Source organism: Pseudomonas sp. Pseu.R1, from assembly GCF_045764065.1.
Classification (GTDB): domain Bacteria; phylum Pseudomonadota; class Gammaproteobacteria; order Pseudomonadales; family Pseudomonadaceae; genus Aquipseudomonas.
Genome location: NZ_JBJGEE020000001.1, coordinates 2,451,617 through 2,471,616, shown reverse-complemented (window position 1 = coordinate 2,471,616; position 20,000 = coordinate 2,451,617). Strand labels below are relative to the sequence as shown.

The 20,000-nt window shown below is 60.3% G+C and carries 19 protein-coding genes and 1 other RNA gene; 16 read left to right on the top strand and 4 right to left on the bottom strand.

The annotated features are described in order from the left end of the window. The first annotated feature begins 7 nt into the window (after nucleotides 1-7). Together ACI5GA_RS11345 and ACI5GA_RS11340 are read left to right on the top strand one after the other, a co-directional pair. The gene (locus ACI5GA_RS11345; RefSeq protein WP_421422806.1) at nucleotides 8-625 is read left to right on the top strand and encodes a glutathione S-transferase N-terminal domain-containing protein; all 618 of its coding nucleotides are present in this window, start codon (nucleotides 8-10) and stop codon (nucleotides 623-625) included. 18 nt (nucleotides 626-643) lie between these two features. Beyond that, nucleotides 644-1,060, top strand: coding sequence for a ClpXP protease specificity-enhancing factor (locus ACI5GA_RS11340; protein WP_421422805.1), 417 nt, complete (start codon nucleotides 644-646; stop codon nucleotides 1,058-1,060). A 179-nt stretch (nucleotides 1,061-1,239) separates the two neighbouring features. On the opposite strand, the gene ACI5GA_RS11335 is transcribed toward ACI5GA_RS11340, so the two are convergent. The 4 genes from ACI5GA_RS11335 to ACI5GA_RS11320 form a co-directional block, all read right to left on the bottom strand. Next, on the bottom strand, nucleotides 1,240-1,818 hold the full coding sequence (locus tag ACI5GA_RS11335) for a BON domain-containing protein (protein ID WP_421422804.1): 579 nt from the start codon (nucleotides 1,816-1,818) through the stop codon (nucleotides 1,240-1,242). Beyond that, nucleotides 1,815-2,408, bottom strand: coding sequence for a phosphoheptose isomerase (locus ACI5GA_RS11330; protein ID WP_404635740.1), 594 nt, complete (start codon nucleotides 2,406-2,408; stop codon nucleotides 1,815-1,817). Before ACI5GA_RS11330 ends, ACI5GA_RS11335 begins: the two co-directional genes overlap by 4 nt. 156 nt (nucleotides 2,409-2,564) lie before the next feature. Next, the gene (locus tag ACI5GA_RS11325; RefSeq protein ID WP_404635742.1) at nucleotides 2,565-2,939 is read right to left on the bottom strand and encodes a YraN family protein; all 375 of its coding nucleotides are present in this window, start codon (nucleotides 2,937-2,939) and stop codon (nucleotides 2,565-2,567) included. After that, nucleotides 2,936-4,750 carry a penicillin-binding protein activator gene (locus ACI5GA_RS11320; protein WP_404635744.1) on the bottom strand — a complete coding sequence of 605 codons (1,815 nt, stop codon included), beginning with the start codon at nucleotides 4,748-4,750 and terminating at the stop codon, nucleotides 2,936-2,938. Before ACI5GA_RS11320 ends, ACI5GA_RS11325 begins: the two co-directional genes overlap by 4 nt. 210 nt (nucleotides 4,751-4,960) lie before the next feature. Here ACI5GA_RS11320 and rsmI point away from each other — a divergent pair, with 210 nt between their 5' ends. From rsmI to ACI5GA_RS11250, 14 genes are all read left to right on the top strand, one after another. After that, a complete protein-coding gene (gene rsmI, locus ACI5GA_RS11315) occupies nucleotides 4,961-5,866 on the top strand; it encodes a 16S rRNA (cytidine(1402)-2'-O)-methyltransferase (protein WP_421422803.1) in 906 nt (301 codons plus the stop codon). 87 nt (nucleotides 5,867-5,953) lie between these two features. Beyond that, nucleotides 5,954-6,311, top strand: an RNA gene (gene rnpB, locus ACI5GA_RS11310) — RNase P RNA component class A. Nucleotides 6,312-6,620: 309 nt separating this feature from the next. After that, entirely contained in the window at nucleotides 6,621-7,076 is a 456-nt protein-coding gene (gene mraZ / locus ACI5GA_RS11305; RefSeq protein WP_404635748.1) for a division/cell wall cluster transcriptional repressor MraZ, read from the top strand. Next, nucleotides 7,073-8,020, top strand: a complete 948-nt coding sequence (gene rsmH, locus ACI5GA_RS11300) for a 16S rRNA (cytosine(1402)-N(4))-methyltransferase RsmH (protein WP_404635750.1) — start codon at nucleotides 7,073-7,075, stop codon at nucleotides 8,018-8,020. Before mraZ ends, rsmH begins: the two co-directional genes overlap by 4 nt. Further along, nucleotides 8,017-8,310 carry a cell division protein FtsL gene (gene ftsL / locus ACI5GA_RS11295; RefSeq protein WP_404635752.1) on the top strand — a complete coding sequence of 98 codons (294 nt, stop codon included), beginning with the start codon at nucleotides 8,017-8,019 and terminating at the stop codon, nucleotides 8,308-8,310. The genes rsmH and ftsL overlap by 4 nt, the downstream gene beginning before the upstream one ends. Beyond that, nucleotides 8,307-10,055 carry a peptidoglycan D,D-transpeptidase FtsI family protein gene (locus tag ACI5GA_RS11290; protein WP_404635754.1) on the top strand — a complete coding sequence of 583 codons (1,749 nt, stop codon included), beginning with the start codon at nucleotides 8,307-8,309 and terminating at the stop codon, nucleotides 10,053-10,055. Before ftsL ends, ACI5GA_RS11290 begins: the two co-directional genes overlap by 4 nt. Beyond that, nucleotides 10,055-11,518 (top strand): UDP-N-acetylmuramoyl-L-alanyl-D-glutamate--2,6-diaminopimelate ligase, encoded by a 1,464-nt coding sequence (locus ACI5GA_RS11285; RefSeq protein WP_421422802.1) that lies wholly within the window; start codon nucleotides 10,055-10,057, stop codon nucleotides 11,516-11,518. Before ACI5GA_RS11290 ends, ACI5GA_RS11285 begins: the two co-directional genes overlap by 1 nt. After that, nucleotides 11,511-12,881 (top strand): UDP-N-acetylmuramoyl-tripeptide--D-alanyl-D-alanine ligase, encoded by a 1,371-nt coding sequence (locus ACI5GA_RS11280; RefSeq protein ID WP_404635758.1) that lies wholly within the window; start codon nucleotides 11,511-11,513, stop codon nucleotides 12,879-12,881. The genes ACI5GA_RS11285 and ACI5GA_RS11280 overlap by 8 nt, the downstream gene beginning before the upstream one ends. Beyond that, nucleotides 12,881-13,963: a phospho-N-acetylmuramoyl-pentapeptide-transferase gene (mraY, locus tag ACI5GA_RS11275; RefSeq protein WP_404635760.1), complete on the top strand. Its 1,083-nt coding sequence runs from the start codon at nucleotides 12,881-12,883 to the stop codon at nucleotides 13,961-13,963. Before ACI5GA_RS11280 ends, mraY begins: the two co-directional genes overlap by 1 nt. Before the next feature lie 6 nt (nucleotides 13,964-13,969). Next, nucleotides 13,970-15,316 (top strand): UDP-N-acetylmuramoyl-L-alanine--D-glutamate ligase, encoded by a 1,347-nt coding sequence (gene murD, locus ACI5GA_RS11270; RefSeq protein WP_404635762.1) that lies wholly within the window; start codon nucleotides 13,970-13,972, stop codon nucleotides 15,314-15,316. Next, a complete protein-coding gene (gene ftsW / locus ACI5GA_RS11265; RefSeq protein ID WP_421422801.1) occupies nucleotides 15,313-16,530 on the top strand; it encodes a putative lipid II flippase FtsW in 1,218 nt (405 codons plus the stop codon). The genes murD and ftsW overlap by 4 nt, the downstream gene beginning before the upstream one ends. After that, nucleotides 16,517-17,590, top strand: coding sequence for an undecaprenyldiphospho-muramoylpentapeptide beta-N-acetylglucosaminyltransferase (murG, locus tag ACI5GA_RS11260; protein ID WP_404635766.1), 1,074 nt, complete (start codon nucleotides 16,517-16,519; stop codon nucleotides 17,588-17,590). The genes ftsW and murG overlap by 14 nt, the downstream gene beginning before the upstream one ends. After that, on the top strand, nucleotides 17,583-19,043 hold the full coding sequence (murC, locus tag ACI5GA_RS11255) for a UDP-N-acetylmuramate--L-alanine ligase (RefSeq protein ID WP_404635768.1): 1,461 nt from the start codon (nucleotides 17,583-17,585) through the stop codon (nucleotides 19,041-19,043). Before murG ends, murC begins: the two co-directional genes overlap by 8 nt. Further along, a complete protein-coding gene (locus tag ACI5GA_RS11250; protein WP_404635770.1) occupies nucleotides 19,040-19,999 on the top strand; it encodes a D-alanine--D-alanine ligase in 960 nt (319 codons plus the stop codon). The genes murC and ACI5GA_RS11250 overlap by 4 nt, the downstream gene beginning before the upstream one ends. Nucleotide 20,000 lies beyond the last annotated feature (1 nt).

Sequence of the window (20,000 nt, the reverse complement as noted above, 5' to 3'; positions counted from 1 at the left end):
GATCGCCATGGGCGTGACCAATCGGTTGGCCTGTTACTCCGACCCCGCCGACCACTATTCCCACCGCGTGCGCATCGTGCTCGCCGAGAAAGGTGTCAGCGCCGAGATCATCGATGTCGTTGAAGGTCAGCACTCGGCCAAACTGAGCGAGGCGAACCCGTATGGCACGGTGCCGACGCTGGTCGATCGTGACCTGGCGCTATACGAGTCGACGGTGGTCATGGAATACCTGGATGAGCGTTATCCGCATCCGCCTTTACTGCCGGTTTACCCTGTGGCCCGAGCCAACAGCCGTCTGCTGATGCACCGCATTCAGCGCGACTGGTGCGCTTTGGTGGATGTCATTCTGGACTCGCGCAACAAAGACGCCGTACGAGCCCAGGCGCGCAAGGAACTGCGCGAAAGTCTGACCGGTGTCTCGCCACTGTTTGCGGAAAAGCCATTTTTCCTCAGTGACGAGCAGAGCCTGGTCGACTGCTGTCTATTGCCCATACTCTGGCGCCTGCCGGTTCTGGGTATCGAGTTGCCGCGGCCCGCCAAGCCGCTGCTTGATTATATGGAGCGCCAATTCGCTCGTGAGGCATTTCAGGCAAGTCTGTCTGCTGCCGAACGAGACATGCGCTAAGGCTTAAGGAACCGTTCGATGAACTCCAGTCGCCCCTACCTGATCCGTGCTCTGTACGAGTGGATCGTGGACAACGATTGCACGCCGCACATTCTGGTCAACGCCGAGTATCCGGCGGTACAAGTCCCGCAAGGCTTCGCCAATGATGGGCAAATCGTTCTCAACATTTCGCCAAGCGCCGTGCGCCATTTGCACATGGACAACGATGCGGTGAGCTTCGAAGGACGCTTTGGTGGTGTGCCGCACAGTCTGTACGTGCCTGTCGCCGCCGTCATGGGGATTTACGCCCGTGAGAACGGTCAGGGCATGGTCTTCGACCTGGAGCCGGCCGTGGATGACGATGAAGATCTGGATGTGGAAGATGATGATCTGCCACCACCGGATGACGAGCCACCGCGCCCGACCGGTCGGCCGAGTCTGAAAGTGGTCAAGTGATCATGACGTAGTAACGAAAAAGGCAATCCCGAGGGATCGCCTTTTTTGTGCCTGCCGTTGATCCCATGTGGGAGCGAATTCATTCGCGATGCGTTCGTACATTCGACAGAAATGCATCGGACCTGCCGGCCCTTTCGCGAATAAATTCGCTCCCACAGAGTAGGTTCGCAGTTATTTCGTTAATCGATGTACTCAAACAGCTTCACGATCTTCTGCACGCCGGACACGCCCTGAACCAGATTGGTTGCGCGGTTGGCTTCTGCCTGGGTCAGCAGGCCCATCAGATAGACGATACCGTTCTCGGTCACGACCTTGATGCGTGAGCCGGGAATGGCGCTGTCAGTCAGCATCTCGGTCTTGATCTTGCTGGTCAGCCACGAGTCGTTACTGCGGGCCAGGTAGGAGGACGGCTCGATCACTTGCAGTTCGTTGCTGACCTTCTTGACCTTCTGCACTTGGCTGGCAGTCTGTTCGGCCAACTGCTTGAGGTCGGCGCGCGGTGTCTGGCCTGCCAGCAGCACTACGCCGTTGAAGCTGGTCACGACGATGTGCGAGTTGCTGTCCAGGTCCGGGCTGGCTTTGGCGATGTTGACCGCGACCTTGGTTTCGATCAGAGAGTCGTCGATCTTGCTGCCCAGTGTGCGGGTGCCACGATCGTCATCGATTGGTGCTTCGCGGCTGGCATTGACCACCGAGCTGCATCCGCCGATGCCCAGGCAGAGGGTCAGGGCCAACAGGCTGAGACGTGTGGATATCATTCTTCACTCCCGAAAATTTGGCTGTCGATCAAATAGCACAGGCAGTGGATCACCAACAGGTGAACTTCCTGAATGCGCGCGGTGACTTTGGCTGGAACGCGGATTTCCACGTCCTCTGGCAGCAGCAGCGATGAGACGTCGCCGCCGTCGCGACCGGTCAGGGCCACTACAATCATTTCCCGATCGTGCGCGGCCTGAATGGCTTGAATGACGTTGGCCGAGTTGCCACTGGTCGAAATCGCCAGCAGCACGTCGCCGGGCTGACCCAGTGCGCGAATCTGCTTGGAGAAAATCTCGTTGTAGCTGTAATCGTTGGCGATCGAGGTGATCGTCGAGGTGTCGGTGGTCAGCGCGATGGCAGGCAGGCTGGGACGTTCACGTTCGAAGCGGTTCAGCAGCTCGGATGAGAAGTGCTGAGCATCGCCCGCTGAGCCACCGTTACCGCAGGCGAGAATCTTGCGCTCCGTGAGCAGGGCATCAACCATCACCTGACTGGCTTGCTCGATGTAAGGTGCAAGAACGTCCATCGCCTGCTGCTTGGTATCGATGCTGGCCTGAAAAAGCTGGCGAATTCGGGATTGCATGTCCATCTATGAAAACCTTAATAGGGGCGGCTGGTCGGTCGGCGTCTGAAACGGGTCATCGGCTTCCCGGCACAAAACTGTGCAGCCCGCAAAGCAAAGAGCAAAAAACGGTGTGAATGAGGTGTTTTGGCGAGCGTGGCATCGGCATGTATTCATCGGGGATCAGCCTTCGAACGCATGTTGCAGCCAGTTCAGCGCAGGCTCAGTGCCTGGGTCACCATTGATTGCCACGACATCGAAACGGCAGGGGGAATCAGACCATTTCAATTCACTCTGCAGAAACCATTGTGCGGCCAGGATGAGTTTTTCCTGCTTGCGAAAATCGACGCTCTCCAGTGCACCACCCCATCCGGCGTGGCGCCTATAGCGAACTTCGACGAATACTACTGTATCGCCGTCGAGCATGACCAGATCAAGCTCGCCGCGTTTGCACGACCAGTTTTGCGTGATCAATTGCAAACCGTGTTGTAGCAAGTGTCGCAGGGCGTAGGCCTCGGCCTCTTGCCCTGCGGTTTTTCGCGTACTGCCTGAGGTCAAGGCGCAGTGTCCGGCAGGCGCTGAACTTTGCCGTCAACGAATTGCGCCCAAGGCAGTTGGCGTTCGATGCGCTGACCCTGACCGATGGCCAGGCTGCCCGACAGGCCGTCGATACGGCTTTCAGGCAGGGTTTTCAGTTGGGTGAGGCGCGGCGCCAGGCGATAGGCATCAATGCCCATGGCGTACAGGCGGCCGAGGCTTCCCGCTGCTTGTGGCCATTGATTGGTCACTTGCTGGCGCAGTGGGTCGGTCGCGTTCAGCAGCCAAGGGGTTTCACAGAAGCGCACGCCAGCCAGATCGTTGTACATCGCTTGATCACCACTGTTGGTGAACAAATGAGAAGTCGCGTAGACCGGCACATCGCCCGCGTACTGGAACACCATGGTCGGTTTGATCTGCTGTGCCTGTTGCGGCGTGGCCGCCAGGAACATGAAGTCCACGTCCTGACGACGGCTCGGCTGGGCGGCCATCTGGGCGCCAGTGGTGCTTTGCAGGCGTTGGGCGCGGCCTTCGCTATTGCGCAGTTGGAACAGGTCGGCAACTTGTTGGGCCAGTGCCACCGGTTGATCGATGCGCTCGACACCCAGGAAGGTGCCGCCTTTGGCCTGCCAGCTCTGACGGAAAGCGTCGAGGACGCGGTCGCCCCATTCGCCTTTCGGCACCATGGCCACGGCGCTGCGCTTGCCATCCGCCCAGGCGCGACGGGCCACTTCGCGGGCTTCGTCTTCGGCTGCCAGACCAAACTGGAACAGTTCAGCCGGGCCTTGAGCGCTGGAGTCGCTGTAGTTCAGGGCCAGGGTCGTGATTGGCAATTGCGGGTGAGCGCTCAGCTGTTTGACCAGCGGCTTTTCCAGGGGGCCGACGACCATTTGCACGCCAGCCGCTTTGGCTTGGGCGTAGAACGCGTCCATCGACGTCACGCGGGAGCTGTCGAACACTTCAATGGCAGGTGGTTTCTGACCGGCCTGTTGCGCTTGGTAATGAGCGGCCATGAAGCCGTCGCGCAGGGCACGGGCAACGGAGGCCAGAGGGCCATCCTGTGGCAGCAGCAGGGCAATTTTCGTCAGCGGCTGGCTTTTCAGTTCGCGCAATTGAGCCAGGGACGTCGGCAGTTGACGCGCGGCTGGGTGCTGCGGGTTTTGGGCTTTCCAGTTGTCGATGGCCGCCTGCTGTTGTTCCAGCGTGCCAGCGCCTTTGACGGCGCGGGCCAAGCTCAGCCAGCCGCCCATGTCATCGTTGGCGGTGCTTTGAAGTTGTTCAGGCGGGAGTGCGGCAACCAGTGTCCAGATCGCGTCGTTGTTGGCGCTCAGGGCATCGCCTTGCAGCAACGGCCCCATGAAAACGCGTTCGCTGGCGGCGGCCAGGGTCTGACCATCGGCCTCGAAGGCGCGGGCGCGAACGGTGTAGGCGCGGGTTTGCAGATCGACAGGCATTTCGCCCAGATGCTGCATGCTTGGATGGTTGAGCGCCTGCAGTGCCGCTTTGGGCTGACTGCGACCCAGAGCCAGTTCGGCCGACAGGGTATTGGCGTAGATCTGCTTGTCAGTCTTGAGTTGGTCGATCTGGACCTGTTCAAGAATGCTGGCGGCACGGCTCGGGTTGTTCTGGCGTGCTGCAAGGTCTGCCGCGGTCAGGCGCAAGAGGGCGGCCTGGTCGGGCGTTTTGGCGGCAGCGGCTTGTTCGAGCAACTGCTCGATGCTGGCGTCAGGAGTGCGAGGCAGTTCGCCAAGACTGGAAGAGGGCGAACCGGCGCAAGCGGCCAACAAGGCAGCCAGGCAGAGGGCAGAGAACAGCCGCAGGCAAGCGATCATGTATGTGTTCCTGGTACTCAAGCAAATAAGCGTGGAATTGTACCCAAGCACTGGCCGGGGCGCGATGTTGTAGGCGTTAAAGCAGTGATATTGGTCGTACTGAAGCGTAATCGGACGCTTCGGTCAGTGGTTTTCCCGTTCTCGAAGGTGAAGGCATGACGCTTTGCTTCATTCTTCAAGCTCCCTGTTTGTTTCGCCTTAACCTGTACAATGCAGGCTTTGACTGATCATGAGGTGTGCGCTTTGACTGCTCCGGGTGCTTTGAATTCCACTACAGGCTCGCTTTATGTGGTGGCCACGCCAATTGGCAACCTGGATGACATGAGCGTGCGCGCGTTGAAAGTGTTGCGCGAGGTTTCGTTGATTGCGGCCGAAGATACCCGGCATTCATTACGACTCATGCAGCACTTTGGCATCTCCACGCCATTGGCGGCCTGCCACGAGCACAACGAACGTGACGAGGGCAGTCGCTTCATTGCGCGTCTGCAAGCGGGCGATGATGTGGCGCTGATTTCCGATGCAGGCACGCCATTGATTTCCGATCCGGGTTACCACCTGGTGCGTCAGGCTCGTGCGGCAGGGATTCAGGTCGTGCCCGTTCCGGGGGCCTGCGCGTTGATTGCAGCGCTGTCGGCGGCAGGCCTGCCCTCCGATCGTTTCATCTTTGAAGGTTTTCTTCCGGCTAAATCAGTGGGGCGCAAGGCGCGGCTCGAGCTGCTCAGAGAAGAGCCGCGCACGGTTATCTTCTATGAGGCGCCTCACCGGATCCTGGAATGCCTTCAGGACATGGAAGCGATCTTCGGTGCCGACAGGCCGGCCGTACTGGGGCGCGAGTTGACCAAAACCTTCGAAACCCTGAAGGGGTTGCCCTTGGGCGAGCTGCGAGCGTTCGTCGAGGGTGACAGCAATCAGCAGCGCGGAGAGTGCGTCGTGGTGGTCGCAGGATGGAGTGAGCCTGAAGGAGACGACGCGGTTGGTGCTGAGGCGCGGCGCGTGCTGGACCTGTTGCTGGAGGAAATGCCGCTCAAGCGTGCGGCGGCGCTGGCGGCCGAGATCACAGGTGTGCGCAAGAATCTGCTGTATCAGGTGGCGCTGGACAAGCAAAAGGGCGAGTGAGCAGTGCCCGTCAGCCTGTCGTTTAAATGAACGACAGGCTTATTAATGCTTGTTCTTGAGCCGACCAGTCAGTAACCTTGGCGGCGGAGAGTCGATTGGACAGTCGCTGCCTTTCATTGTTCCGCAATGAAGGGGGGAGGAAAGTCCGGGCTCCATAGGGCGGAGTGCCAGGTAACGCCTGGGGGGCGTGAGCCTACGGAAAGTGCCACAGAAAACAACCGCCTAAGCACTTCGGTGCCGGTAAGGGTGAAAAGGTGCGGTAAGAGCGCACCGCACGGCTGGTAACAGTTCGTGGCTAGGTAAACCCCACTCGGAGCAAGACCAAATAGGGTTCCAAGGCGTGGCCCGCGCTGGAACCGGGTAGGTTGCTAAAGATGTCCAGTGATGGCCATCGTAGAGGAATGACTGTCCTCGACAGAACCCGGCTTACAGATCGACTCTCCACTTTTCTCCACCTCCGCTTTTTTTCCTCGCATAACCCCTCGTCGTAATGTCGAAAAAATCTTAAACCTCACAAATCACTTTAACTTCGAAGCTCATCTTTTTGAGTTCCTTCGGATTTATCCGTAGGAACGATCCGATTTTTTTCAAAACTCCTCTATTACCCCTCGTAAATCTCCGTCCTGTAAGGGTTTTCCTTAAGAAGTTGCCTTGACGGTGTGGTGGGCGGATTCCTATAGTGTGCGCAAGTGGCGGAAAGTGGCGTGAAGTGGGTTTTTTGGACGCAAAACGATAATATTCGGAGAAAGCGCCTGTGTTCCGTGGTGCAAACGCAATCAATCTCGACGCAAAGGGCCGTCTCGCTATGCCGAGCCGGTACCGTGACGAGCTCGATTCGCGTAGCGCCGGCCAATTGATCGTGACCATTGATACCGTCGACCCATGCTTGTGCATCTATCCGCTCCCGGAATGGGAAGTGATCGAAGCCAAATTGCGTGAGCTCGCGACATTTCGTGAAGAAAACCGTCGCTTGCAGCGGTTGTTGATCGGTAATGCGGTGGATCTGGAACTCGATGGCAGTGGACGTTTTCTGGTGCCGCCACGTTTGCGCGAGTACGCCAAGCTCGACAAGCGAGTGATGCTGGTAGGCCAGCTCAACAAGTTTCAACTGTGGGATGAGGACGCCTGGAACGCACTTGCTGATGCGGACCTTGCGGCCATTCAAAAACCGGGCGCGATGCCTGATGAACTGCGTGATTTGATCCTGTGACTACGAATAGCGGCTTTACCCACATCACCGTACTGCTCGAAGAAGCCGTCGAGGCTCTCGCGGTGCGCGCTGATGGCTGCTATCTGGATGGCACGTTCGGGCGGGGCGGGCACAGCCGTCTTATATTGCAGAACCTCGGGCCGGATGGTCGACTTCTCGGATTCGATAAAGATCCTCAAGCGATTGCCACCGGGCAAGCGCTGGCGGCCGAAGACGGCCGCTTTGTCATTGTGCAGCGCAGTTTTGCCGAGTTGGGCTCCGAGGCTCTGGAGCGCGGGATTGCGGGGAAAATCAGCGGTATCCTGTTGGACCTCGGTGTGTCCTCGCCACAGCTTGACGACCCTGAGCGCGGCTTCAGTTTCATGAATGATGGCCCGCTGGACATGCGCATGGATCCGTCCCGGGGTGTCAGCGCCGCCGAGTTCGTCAACACCGCACCTGTCGAAGAAATCGCTCGCGTGTTCAAGGAATACGGCGAAGAGCGTTTCGCCAAGCGCATGGCTGCAGCCGTCGCAGCGCGCCGCGAAACCCAACCTTTCGAGCGCACGGGTGACCTGGCTGAAGTGCTGAAAGTCGCCAACCCTGCCTGGGAAAAAGGCAAAAATCCGGCGACGCGTGCCTTCCAGGGGCTGCGTATTCACGTCAATAACGAACTGGGTGACTTGGAAGCTGGCCTCGACGCCGCTCTTGAGGCGCTGGAAGTGGGTGGTCGTCTGGCGGTCATCAGCTTCCACTCGTTGGAAGATCGCATTGTCAAACTGTTCATGCGCAAGCTGGTGAAAGGCGAGGCGGATAATCTGCCGCGCAATCTGCCGGTGCGTCATCAGGCATTCGAGCCACGCATCAAACTGATCGGCAAGGCGCAATTCGCCTCCGACGAAGAAACCCGTGCCAACCCTCGCTCACGCAGTGCCGTGATGCGTGTTGCGGAGAAACTCCGGTGAGTCGCGGTTTCTTCAAGCCACTGCCCGGCGGCAGCTTCTTTATGATGCTGTTGTTTATCGCTGTCCTTGTGTCGGCCATCGCCGTGTCCTACAGCGCCCACTGGAACCGCCAGTTGCTCAACTCGCTGTATGCCGAACTCAGCGTGCGCGACAAGGCGCAGGCCGAGTGGGGGCGTCTGATTCTTGAACAGAGCACCTGGACCGCCCACAGCCGTATCGAAACACTGGCCACTGACCAGTTGAAAATGCACATCCCGAACGCTGCCGATATCCGGATGGTGTCGCCATGATGAAGCTTGAAGGCGCCCTCTATCCGTGGCGGTTCCGCGTCGTGGTCGGCTTGCTGTCGATCATGGTGTTGGCGATCTCCTATCGCATCGTCGACCTGCAAGTTATCGATCACCGCTTCCTGATCGAGCAGGGCGATGCGCGCAGCCTGCGTACCGTTTCGATTCCTGCCCACCGCGGTCTGATCACCGACCGTAACGGCGAGCCGCTGGCGGTCAGTACGCCGGTCACCACCATTTGGGCGAACCCGTCCGAAATGCAGGCAGACAAGAGCAAGTGGGGCGTGTTGGCGCAAGCGCTGGGGCAGGACCCGAAAGCGTTGGCCGATCGTCTGAACGAGCAGGCCTCCAAAGAATTCATTTATCTGGTTCGTGGCTTGACGCCGGAACAGGGGCAGTCGGTGCTCGACCTGAAGGTGCCGGGCGTCTACGGGAAGGAAGAGTTCCGTCGTTTCTATCCGGCCGGTGATGTCACCGCGCACATGGTGGGTTTCACTGACCTGGACGACCACGGTCGGGAAGGTGTGGAGCTGGCCTACGATGACTGGCTCGCCGGGGTGCCCGGTAAGCGGCAAGTCATCAAGGATCGGCGAGGCAGGCTGATCAAAGACCTGCAAGTTAAGAAAAACGCCAAGGCCGGGAAGACCTTGGCTTTGTCTATTGATCTGCGCCTGCAATATCTGGCAACCCGCGAGCTGCGCAACGCGATTCAGGAAAACGACGCCAAGGCGGGCAGCCTGGTGATCATGGACGTGAAGACCGGCGAAGTGCTGGCGATGGTCAATCAGCCAACCTACAACCCGAACAACCGTCGCACCATGGTACCTGCGGCGATGCGTAACCGCGCAATCATCGACGTGTTCGAGCCGGGCTCGACCATGAAACCGATCTCCATGACCGCAGCCCTGGACAGTGGCCGCTGGAAACCCAGCGACAAGGTCGAGGTGTATCCGGGCACCCTGCAAATCGGCAAATACACCATTCGCGACGTGACCAAGACTGAAGGCCCGATCCTTGACTTGACCGGCATTCTGATCAACTCCAGTAACGTCGGCATGAGTAAAGTGGCTTTCGATGTCGGTGGCGAAGCGATCTTCCGCGCCATGCAGCGTGTGGGTCTGGGGCAGTATACCGGCCTGGGCTTCCCGGGCGAGCGCGTGGGCAACCTGCCGAACTATCGCGAGTGGCGTAAAGCAGAGACCGCGACCCTGTCTTACGGCTACGGCCTGTCGGTGACCGCGTTGCAACTGGTTCACGCCTATTCGGCGCTGGCCAACAACGGCAAGATCGTTCCGCTGACGATTCTGAAGACGGACAAGCCGGCCGAGTCCACTCAGGCCATTCCGGAAGCCACTGCCAAAACCCTGCAGACCATGCTGCAGTCGGTGATCGAAGACCCGCGCGGCGTTTATCGTGCCCGCGTGCCGTCGTATCACGTGGCGGGCAAGTCGGGTACTGCACGTAAGACGTCGGTTGGCACCAAGGGCTACGCCGAAAACTCTTACCGCTCGCTGTTCGCAGGCTTCGGCCCGATGAGCAACCCGCGTTACGCCATCGTGGTGGTGATCGACGAGCCGAGTAAAGGCGGCTATTTCGGTGGTCTGGTGTCGGCGCCTGTGTTCAGCAAAGTCATGTCGGGCACGTTGCGTCTGATGAACGTGCGTCCGGACAACCTCGCGCCAGTTCCACCTGAACAGCAAGCCAACGCGGCGCCGCTGGTCGTGCCTGTTAAAGGAGGGCGCGGCTGATGTCCTTTAACCTGAACAAGATTTTCGCCCAGAGCGACCGTGATTTGTTGATCCGCGAACTGACCCTGGACAGCCGCAAGGTGCGCCCGGGCGACCTGTTCTTGGCGGTGCCGGGTCTGAAGGTCGATGGTCGTGATCACATCACTGACGCCATTGCGCATGGCGCAGCGGCAGTGGCTTATGAGGTCGAAGGCGCCAAAGTGCTGCCGATCACTGACATCCCGATGATTCCGGTCAAAGCGCTGGGCGCTCAACTGTCGGACATCGCCGGGCGCTTTTATGGCGACCCAAGTCGCAGCCTGAATATGGTCGGCGTCACCGGGACCAACGGTAAAACGAGCGTCACCCAGTTGATCGCACAGGCACTCGACTTGCTGGGCGAGCGTTGCGGCCTGATTGGCACTTTGGGCACCGGTTTCCATAACGAGTTGAAAAGCGGGATTCACACCACGCCCGATCCGATTTCCGTGCAGTCGACGATCTACGACCTGAAAAAAGCGGGAGCCAAGGCCATCGCCATGGAAGTCTCGTCCCATGGCCTGGATCAGGGGCGCGTGACTGCTTTGGCGTTCGACGTCGCGGTCATGACCAACCTGTCCCGTGATCATCTGGATTACCACGGCACGATGGAAGCTTACGGCGCGGCCAAGGCCAAGTTGTTCGCCTGGAATGACCTGCGTTGCCGCGTTGTCAATATCGACGATGCGTTCGGTCGCCAACTGGCCGCTCAGTCTCACGAGTCGCGGTTGATCACGTACAGCCAGGAAGACAGCAGCGCGTACCTGTTCTGCCGCGACGCGCGGTTCGATGACGACGGCGTGCGCGCCACACTGGTGACGCCGCAGGGCGATCACGTCTTGCGCAGCAGCCTGCTGGGGCGTTTCAACCTGAGCAATGTGTTGGCTGCCGTCGGCGCGCTGATGGGGCTGGACTACCCGCTGGACGAGATTCTGAACGTGTTGCCGTTGCTGGAAGGCCCGGTCGGACGCATGCAGCGTCTGGGCGGCGGCGCCCGTCCGCTGGTGGTCGTTGACTACGCTCACACCCCGGATGCGCTGGAAAAGGTTCTCCTTGCACTGCGTCCGCACGCAAAAGGTCAACTGACCTGCCTGTTCGGTTGCGGCGGTGATCGCGATCGCGGCAAGCGTCCGTTGATGGCAGAAGTGGTCGAGCGTCTGGCGGACAAGGTGCTGGTCACCGACGACAACCCTCGCACCGAAGACCCATCTGTCATTTTCGAGGACATTCGCGCCGGTTTCGCCGCTGTGGATAACGTCGCGTTCGTCGCCGGTCGTGGTCAGGCCATTGCGCAAATCATCGCGCAGGCTAACGCCGCCGACGTGATCGTGCTCGCGGGTAAGGGGCATGAGGATTACCAGGAAATCGATGGTCAGCGCCATCCGTTTTCTGATCTTGAGGAAGCCGCCAAGGCACTGGACGCATGGGAGGCTGCACATGATTAAGCCGCTTTCGTTCAGCGAATTGCTGTTGCCCCTCGACGCGCGTCGGGTGGGTGAGGACGTGAGTTTCAACGGCGTCAGTATCGACAGTCGTGCAATCGACGCAGGGCAGTTGTTCGTGGCGCTCACCGGTCCGCGTTTTGACGGCCACGATTATCTCGATCAAGTCGCGGCCAAAGGTGCCGTCGGCGCCTTGGTCGAGCGTGAAGTACCGGGCAGTGCCCTGCCACAACTGATCGTCGGGGATACCCGCAAGGCGCTGGCCCAATTGGGCGCGATGAATCGCAATGCGTTCGTCGACAAGCCGGTTGCCGCTATTACGGGTTCCAGCGGCAAGACCACGGTCAAGGAAATGCTCGCGAGCATACTGCGCACACGTGGCTCAGTATTGGCGACCAAAGGCAATCTGAATAACGAACTGGGCGTACCGCTGACGTTGTTGACGCTGTCGCCGGAGTTCGACGCAGCCGTGATCGAACTGGGCGCCAACCATGTGGGCGAAATCGCGCTGACCGTCAGCCTGACCAAACCGCATGTGTCGGTGTTGACCAATGCCGGGACCGCCCACGTCGGTGAGTTTGGCGGCCCTGACAAGATCGTCGAGGCCAAGGGTGAAATCATCGAAGGTCTGGACGCTCGCGGCACGGCGGTATTGAACCGTGACGACAAAGCGTTCGACATCTGGGCGACCCGTGCCGGTGCGCGCAAGGTTCTGAGTTTTTCGGTCAAGAGCAGCGAAGCGGACATCTACGCCAGTGATCTGGGTATCGATGCCCGTGGCTGTCCGGCCTTCACCCTGCACACCCCGGCTGGTTCCGCGCAGGTGCAACTGAATCTGCTGGGGGCTCATAACGTAGCGAACGCACTGGCTGCGGCGGCTGCCGCTCACGCGCTGGGCGTTTCGTTGCCAGGCATTGTCGCGGGTCTGAACAATGTTCAACCGGTCAAGGGGCGCACCGTTGCGCAACTGGCGACCAACGGCATCCGGGTGATCGACGACACTTATAACGCCAACCCGACGTCCGTGGCGGCAGCCACTGACATTTTGACCAGTTTCCCGGGCCGCAAAGTGCTGGTGCTGGGCGATATCGGCGAGTTGGGCGACTGGGCCGAGCAGGGCCATCGTGATGTTGGCACTTATGCTGCGGGCAAGGTCGACGCGCTGTATGCCGTCGGTCCGCTGATGGCCCATGCGGTCAAGGCTTTCGGGCAGGATGCCCGCCATTTTGCCAGTCAGGCCGACCTGATCGAGGCGCTGGGCGCTGAGCAAGATAAAAACACCACCATTTTGATCAAAGGTTCTCGCAGTGCCGCGATGGAAAACGTCGTCGCGGCTCTGTGTGGAGTCAGCTTGGAGAAACATTAATGCTGCTGCTGCTGGCCGAGTATCTGCAACAGTTCTATAAAGGCTTCGCGGTCTTCCAGTACCTGACCCTGCGCGGGATTCTTGGCGTGCTCACTGCATTGTCGCTCTCGCTGTGCTTCGGTCCCTGGATGATTCGTGCCCTGCAGAACAAGCAGATCGGCCAATCCGTCCGCAACGACGGTCCTCAATCCCACCTGTCCAAATCCGGCACCCCGACCATGGGTGGCGCTTTGATTCTTTCCGCTATCGGGGTTTCCACCCTGCTGTGGGCCGATCTGACCAACCGTTACGTGTGGGTCGTGCTGATCGTCACGCTGCTGTTCGGCGGCATCGGCTGGGTCGACGATTACCGCAAGGTCATCGAGAAAAACTCAAGAGGCTTGCCAAGCCGCTGGAAGTATTTCTGGCAGTCGGTCTTCGGTCTGGGTGCCGCAATCTTCCTTTATATGACTGCGCAGACGCCGGTCGAAACCACGCTGCTGATCCCGATGCTCAAAGACTTCAGCATCCCGCTGGGCGCAGGCTTCGTGATCCTGACCTACTTCGTGATCGTCGGCTCAAGCAACGCGGTCAACCTGACTGACGGTCTGGATGGCCTGGCCATCATGCCGACGGTCATGGTCGGTGGTGCGTTGGGCATCTTCTGCTACCTGTCCGGTAACGTAAAGTTCGCCGAATACCTGCTGATTCCTTACGTGCCGGGCGCGGGCGAACTGATCGTGTTCTGCGGTGCACTGATCGGTGCCGGTCTGGGCTTCCTCTGGTTCAACACTTACCCGGCTCAAGTCTTCATGGGCGACGTTGGTGCATTGGCGCTGGGCGCTGCGCTGGGCACCATCGCGGTCATCGTTCGTCAGGAAATCGTTCTGTTCATCATGGGCGGCGTGTTCGTGATGGAGACCCTGTCAGTCGTCATTCAGGTCGCATCCTTTAAATTGACCGGCCGCCGCGTTTTCCGCATGGCGCCGATCCATCACCACTTTGAACTCAAGGGCTGGCCCGAGCCGCGCGTGATCGTCCGTTTCTGGATCATCACCGTGATTCTCGTGCTGATCGGCCTTGCCACGTTGAAACTGAGGTAAGACAGAGTGTCACTGATCGCTTCTGACCACTTCCGCATCGTTGTCGGCCTCGGCAAGAGCGGCATGTCCCTGGTTCGCTTCCTGGCGAACCGGGGCGTGGCGTTTGCCGTGGCCGATACGCGGGAGAACCCTCCGGAACTGGCGACCTTGCGTCGTGACTACCCGCAGGTGGAAGTGCGTTGTGGTGAGCTGGACGTCGAATTCCTCTGCCGTGCCGATGAACTGTACGTGAGCCCCGGGCTGGCGCTGGCGACACCCGCGTTGCAGCAGGCTGCAGCCCGTGGCGTGAAGCTGTCTGGCGACATCGAGCTGTTCGCGCGTAACGCGAAGGCGCCGATCATCGCCATCAGCGGCTCCAACGCGAAAAGCACCGTGACCACGCTGGTCGGTGAAATGGCCGCTGCGGCGGGCAAGCGCGTCGCGGTCGGCGGCAACCTTGGCACGCCTGCGCTGGATCTGCTCAGCGACGACGTCGAGCTGTACGTCATGGAGCTGTCGAGCTTCCAGTTGGAAACCACCGATCACCTCGGCGCCGAAGTGGCCACCGTGCTCAACGTCAGCGAAGACCATATGGACCGCTACAGCGGCCTGCCGGCTTACCACTTGGCCAAACACCGGATTTTTCGGGGGGCGCGGCAGGTGGTGGTCAACCGCCAGGATGCCCTGTCACGGCCTTTGATCGGTGAAGGCGTGCCGTGCTGGACCTTTGGCCTGAACAAGCCGGACATCAATGGTTTCGGCCTGCGGGAAGAGGACGGCGAGAAGTACCTGGCGTTCCAGTTCGAAAAGCTGATGCCTGCGAGCGAGCTGAAAATCCGTGGCGCGCACAATCAGGCCAACGCGCTGGCTGCATTGGCGCTGGGGCATGCGGCAGGGCTGGCGTTCGAGCCGATGCTCGACGCATTGCGTCGCTTCGGTGGCCTGGTGCATCGCTGCCAGTGGGTGCGCGAGCGTCACGGCGTCAACTATTACGACGACTCCAAGGCCACTAACGTGGGGGCCGCACTGGCCGCCATTGAAGGTCTGGGAGCTGACATCAACGGCAAGCTGGTGCTGATTGCGGGCGGCGATGGTAAAGGCGCTGATTTCTCTGCGCTGAAAACGCCGGTCGCGACTCACTGCCGTGCAGTGGTCCTGCTGGGACGCGATGCTGAGCTGCTCGCCGAGACCTTTGGCGATTCGGTGCCGTTGATTCGCGTCAAAACATTGGAAGAGGCCGTACAACGTGCGGCCGAAGTGGCTCAGGAAGGGGATGCCGTGTTGCTGTCTCCTGCCTGCGCGAGCCTGGACATGTTCAAGAATTTCGAAGAACGCGGACGTCTGTTCGCACAGGCGGCGGGGGACTTGTCATGATCTTTGGCGTGATCAAGCCTTACCCGTCGCCGATCATCAGCGGTCGTGGCGTGGACCTCGATTTCCCGATGCTGGCGGGCTGTCTGGCCTTGCTGGGTCTGGGCCTGGTGATGATCACTTCCGCATCTTCGGAAGTGGCTGCCGTACAGTCGGGCAACGCGTTGTACATGATGACCCGCCACTTGATTTATCTGGTGTTGGGGCTGGCGGCTTGCGTGGCCACCATGATGATTCCGGTGTCGACCTGGCAACGTCTGGGCTGGCTGATGCTGATCGGCGCCTTCGGTTTGCTGGTGCTGGTGATCGTGCCCGGTATCGGGCGCGAGGTGAACGGTTCGATGCGCTGGATTGGCTTCGGCATGTTCAACGTACAGCCATCGGAAATCGCCAAGGTGTTCGTGGTGATCTTCCTCGCCGGTTACCTGATTCGTCGCCAGACGGAGGTGCGCGAAAGCTGGATGGGCTTCTTCAAGCCGTTCATCGTGCTGCTGCCGATGGCAGGTCTGTTGCTGATGGAGCCTGACTTCGGTGCCACCGTCGTGATGATGGGGGCGGCGGCGGCAATGCTGTTCCTCGGAGGAGTCGGCCTGTTCCGCTTCTCGCTGATGGTCGCTTTGGCTGTCGGTGCGGTGTTCGTGCTCGTACAGGCGCAGCCGTATCGGATGGCGCGTCTGATCACTTTCACTGACCCTTGGTCCGATCAATTCGGCTCCGGCTACCAATTGACCCAGGCACTGATCGCTTTCGGTCGTGGTGAATGGTTCGGCGTCGGTCTGGGCAACAGCGTGCAGAAGCAGTTCTACCTGCCGGAAGCGCACACCGACTTCGTGTTCTCGGTACTGGCCGAGGAACTGGGCGTTGTGGGTTCGCTGGCGACCGTTGCGCTGTTCATGTTCGTCAGTATTCGTGCGATGTACATCGGCATGTGGGCCGAGCGTGCCAAGCAATTCTTTGCCGCTTACACCGCTTACGGTCTGGCGTTCCTGTGGATCGGTCAGTTCCTGATCAACATCGGTGTGAACGTCGGTCTGTTGCCGACCAAGGGCCTGACCCTGCCGTTCCTCAGTTACGGCGGCAGTTCGTTGATTATCTGCTGCGCCAGTCTGGGTCTGTTGCTGCGTATCGAGTGGGAGTCACGCAACAACATGGGCAGTGAAGAAGCCGAGTTCAACGAGAGCGATTTCGCCGAGGAGCCGAATCATGGCCGTCGGTAATGTGTTGATCATGGCAGGCGGCACCGGCGGGCACGTGTTCCCGGCGCTGGCCTGCGCCCGTGAATTCCAGGCGCGTGGCTACACCGTGCACTGGCTGGGCACGCCGCGGGGCATTGAAAACGAACTGGTCCCGGCAGCCGGGTTGCAATTGCACTTGATCAACGTGACCGGGCTGCGCGGAAAAGGGCGGCTGTCCTTGCTCAAGGCGCCGTTCATGTTGCTCAAGGCGCTGATGCAGGCGCGCAAGGTCGTGCGTGAACTCAAGCCCGTCTGCGTCGTCGGCTTCGGTGGTTATGTGACCGGCCCCGGTGGCCTGGCCGCGAAGCTGGCGGGCGTGCCGTTGATCATTCATGAGCAGAACGCCGTCGCCGGTACTGCCAACCGCAGTCTGGCCTCGTTCGCATCGCGTGTGTGCGAAGCTTTTCCGCAGACTTTCGCCGCATCGGCCAAACGCCGCACCACCGGTAACCCGGTGCGTGCCGAGCTGTTCTTCGAAACGCCGCGTCAGGCACTGGAAGGACGCAAGCCAAGGCTGCTGGTACTGGGCGGAAGCCTTGGCGCTGAGCCGCTGAATAAATTGCTGCCCGAAGCGCTGGCTCAAGTGCCGGTCGAGGTCCGTCCTGAAGTGTTCCATCAGGCGGGCAAGAATCACGATGAAATCACCGCCGAGCGTTACCGCGCGGCGGGTGTCGAGGCACAGGTTGCCCCCTTCATCAAGGACATGGCCCAGGCCTATGGCTGGGCGGATCTGGTGGTGTGCCGCGCAGGCGCGTTGACCATCAGTGAACTGGCCGCCGCTGGGTTGCCGTCGTTGCTGGTGCCGCTGCCCCATGCGATCGACGACCACCAGTCGCGCAATGCCGAATATCTGGCCCGTGAAGGCGCTGCCTTCGTGATGCCACAAAAGACAACTGGCGCAGCCGAAATGGCGGCTCGCCTGAAAGAGGTTTTGATGCAACCCGAGCAATTGAAGCGCATGGCTACCACGGCCCGCCAACTGGCCAAGCCGGATGCCACCAACACCGTCGTCGATGTCTGCCTGGAGGTGGTCCATGGTTGAGAATCAACGCGCGATGCCACAACCGGAAATGCGCCGTATCCGTCGCATCCACTTCGTCGGGATCGGCGGTGTGGGCATGTGCGGGATTGCAGAGGTGTTGCTGAACCTGGGCTATGACGTATCCGGTTCCGACCTCAAGGCATCGCCTGTGACTGAGCGTCTGGAATCGTTCGGCGCCCGGATTTTCATTGGTCACCGCGCCGAGAACGCTGCTGCCGCTGACGTGCTGGTGGTCTCCAGTGCCGTGAACACTTCCAACCCGGAAGTGGCGACGGCCCTTGAACGTCGCATTCCGGTGGTGCCACGCGCCGAGATGCTGGCCGAGCTGATGCGCTATCGTCACGGCATCGCGGTGGCCGGAACTCACGGCAAGACCACCACCACCAGCCTGATCGCTTCGGTGTTCGCGGCGGGTGGCCTGGACCCGACCTTCGTGATCGGCGGCCGTCTGAACGCCGCGGGCACCAACGCCCAGCTCGGCACCAGCCGTTACTTGATCGCTGAAGCTGACGAAAGTGACGCCAGCTTCCTGCACCTGCAGCCGCTGGTGGCGGTTGTCACCAACATCGACGCCGATCACATGGCAACCTACGAAGGGGACTTCAACAAACTGAAGAAAACCTTCGTCGAATTCCTGCACAACCTGCCGTTCTACGGTTTGGCGGTGGTGTGCACCGACGATCCTGTGGTGCGCGACATCCTGCCAGCGGTCAAGCGTCCGGTGGTGACCTACGGCTTCAATGAAAATGCTGACGTGCGCGCCATCAATGTGCGCCAGGAAGGCATGCGTACCCATTTCACCGTGCTGCGCCGCGACCGAGAGCCGCTGGACGTGTCGGTAAACATGCCGGGCAACCACAACGTGCTCAACTCGCTGGCGACCATCGCCATCGCGACGGATGAAGGCATCACCGACGAAGCCATCGTTCAGGGCTTGTCGGGCTTCCAGGGCGTGGGCCGTCGCTTCCAAGTCTATGGCGAGCTGCCGGTCGAAGGCGGCAACGTGATGTTGGTTGACGACTACGGTCACCACCCGCGTGAAGTCGCAGCGGTCATCAATGCCGTGCGCGGTGGCTGGCCGGATCGTCGTCTGGTGATGGTGTACCAGCCGCACCGTTACAGCCGAACCCGCGATCTGTACGACGATTTCGTGCAAGTGCTCAACGACGCCAACGTGTTGCTGTTGATGGAAGTCTACCCGGCGGGCGAAGAGCCGATTCCGGGTGCGGACAGCCGTCAACTGGCCCACAGCATTCGTCAGCGTGGGCAACTGGACCCGATCTATATCGAACGTGGCGTCGAGTTGGCGCCGCTGGTCAAACCCTTGCTGCGTGCAGGCGACATCCTGCTGTGCCAGGGCGCCGGTGACATCGGCGGTCTCGCACCACAACTGCTCAGGAGCCCATTGTTCACGGGCGCCATCGTGGCTTCTACCGAAGGTAAGCTGAAATGACAGCCGTTGCGCCAGTCTCCCTGCTCTCGACCGCCGAGCCGAAAAGCTTCGGTCGCGTGGCCGTGCTCTTCGGTGGCAAGAGCGCGGAGCGGGAGGTGTCCCTGAAATCCGGCAATGCAGTGCTTGAAGCGCTGTTGAGCGGGGGCGTGGATGCCTTCGGGATCGACGTGGGCGATGACTTGCTGCATCGACTGGCCAGCGAAACCATCGACCGTGCGTTCATCGTTCTGCATGGCCGTGGCGGTGAAGACGGCACCATGCAGGGCCTGTTGGAGTGCCTGGGCATTCCTTACACCGGCAGTGGTGTACTGGCCTCTGCACTGGCGATGGACAAGCTGCGCACCAAGCAGGTCTGGCAGAGCCTGGGCTTGCCGACACCGCGTCATGCCGTGCTGAACAGCGAAGCCGACTGTATTTCTGCGGCGACGGAACTGGGCTTTCCTTTGATCGTCAAACCCGCCCATGAAGGCTCCAGTATCGGTATGGCCAAGGTGACCAGCGTCGACGAATTGATCGCCGCATGGAATGCCGCCAGTACCTACGATTCGCACGTGTTGGTCGAACAATGGATTCAAGGTCCGGAGTTCACGGTCGCGTCCCTGCGTGGGCAAATCCTGCCCCCCATCGGTCTGGGCACTCCTCACAGTTTTTACGACTACGACGCCAAGTACCTGGCTTCCGATACCCAGTACCGGATTCCATGTGGCCTCGATGCAAGCAAGGAACAGGAACTCAAGGCGCTGACCGCTCGCGCCTGCGAAGCCGTGGGGGTTGCCGGTTGGGCGCGCACGGATGTCATGCAGGACGCCGACGGCAAATTCTGGTTGCTGGAAGTCAACACCGTGCCCGGTATGACCGATCACAGTCTGGTGCCCATGGCGGCGAACGCGGCGGGGCTCGATTTCAAACAGTTGGTGTTGGCAATTCTGGCCGACAGTGTCCAGGTGCGGGGGTAAG

Coding starts and splice junctions, on each gene's coding strand:
- ACI5GA_RS11345 (WP_421422806.1), top strand. CDS start 8: ATGGGCGTGACCAATCGGTTGGCCTGTTACTCCGACCCCGCCGACCAC.
- ACI5GA_RS11340 (WP_421422805.1), top strand. CDS start 644: ATGAACTCCAGTCGCCCCTACCTGATCCGTGCTCTGTACGAGTGGATC.
- ACI5GA_RS11335 (WP_421422804.1), bottom strand. CDS start 1,818: ATGATATCCACACGTCTCAGCCTGTTGGCCCTGACCCTCTGCCTGGGC.
- ACI5GA_RS11330 (WP_404635740.1), bottom strand. CDS start 2,408: ATGGACATGCAATCCCGAATTCGCCAGCTTTTTCAGGCCAGCATCGAT.
- ACI5GA_RS11320 (WP_404635744.1), bottom strand. CDS start 4,750: ATGATCGCTTGCCTGCGGCTGTTCTCTGCCCTCTGCCTGGCTGCCTTG.
- rsmI (WP_421422803.1), top strand. CDS start 4,961: ATGCAGGCTTTGACTGATCATGAGGTGTGCGCTTTGACTGCTCCGGGT.
- ACI5GA_RS11290 (WP_404635754.1), top strand. CDS start 8,307: ATGATGAAGCTTGAAGGCGCCCTCTATCCGTGGCGGTTCCGCGTCGTG.
- ACI5GA_RS11285 (WP_421422802.1), top strand. CDS start 10,055: ATGTCCTTTAACCTGAACAAGATTTTCGCCCAGAGCGACCGTGATTTG.
- ACI5GA_RS11280 (WP_404635758.1), top strand. CDS start 11,511: ATGATTAAGCCGCTTTCGTTCAGCGAATTGCTGTTGCCCCTCGACGCG.
- mraY (WP_404635760.1), top strand. CDS start 12,881: ATGCTGCTGCTGCTGGCCGAGTATCTGCAACAGTTCTATAAAGGCTTC.
- ftsW (WP_421422801.1), top strand. CDS start 15,313: ATGATCTTTGGCGTGATCAAGCCTTACCCGTCGCCGATCATCAGCGGT.
- murG (WP_404635766.1), top strand. CDS start 16,517: ATGGCCGTCGGTAATGTGTTGATCATGGCAGGCGGCACCGGCGGGCAC.
- murC (WP_404635768.1), top strand. CDS start 17,583: ATGGTTGAGAATCAACGCGCGATGCCACAACCGGAAATGCGCCGTATC.
- ACI5GA_RS11250 (WP_404635770.1), top strand. CDS start 19,040: ATGACAGCCGTTGCGCCAGTCTCCCTGCTCTCGACCGCCGAGCCGAAA.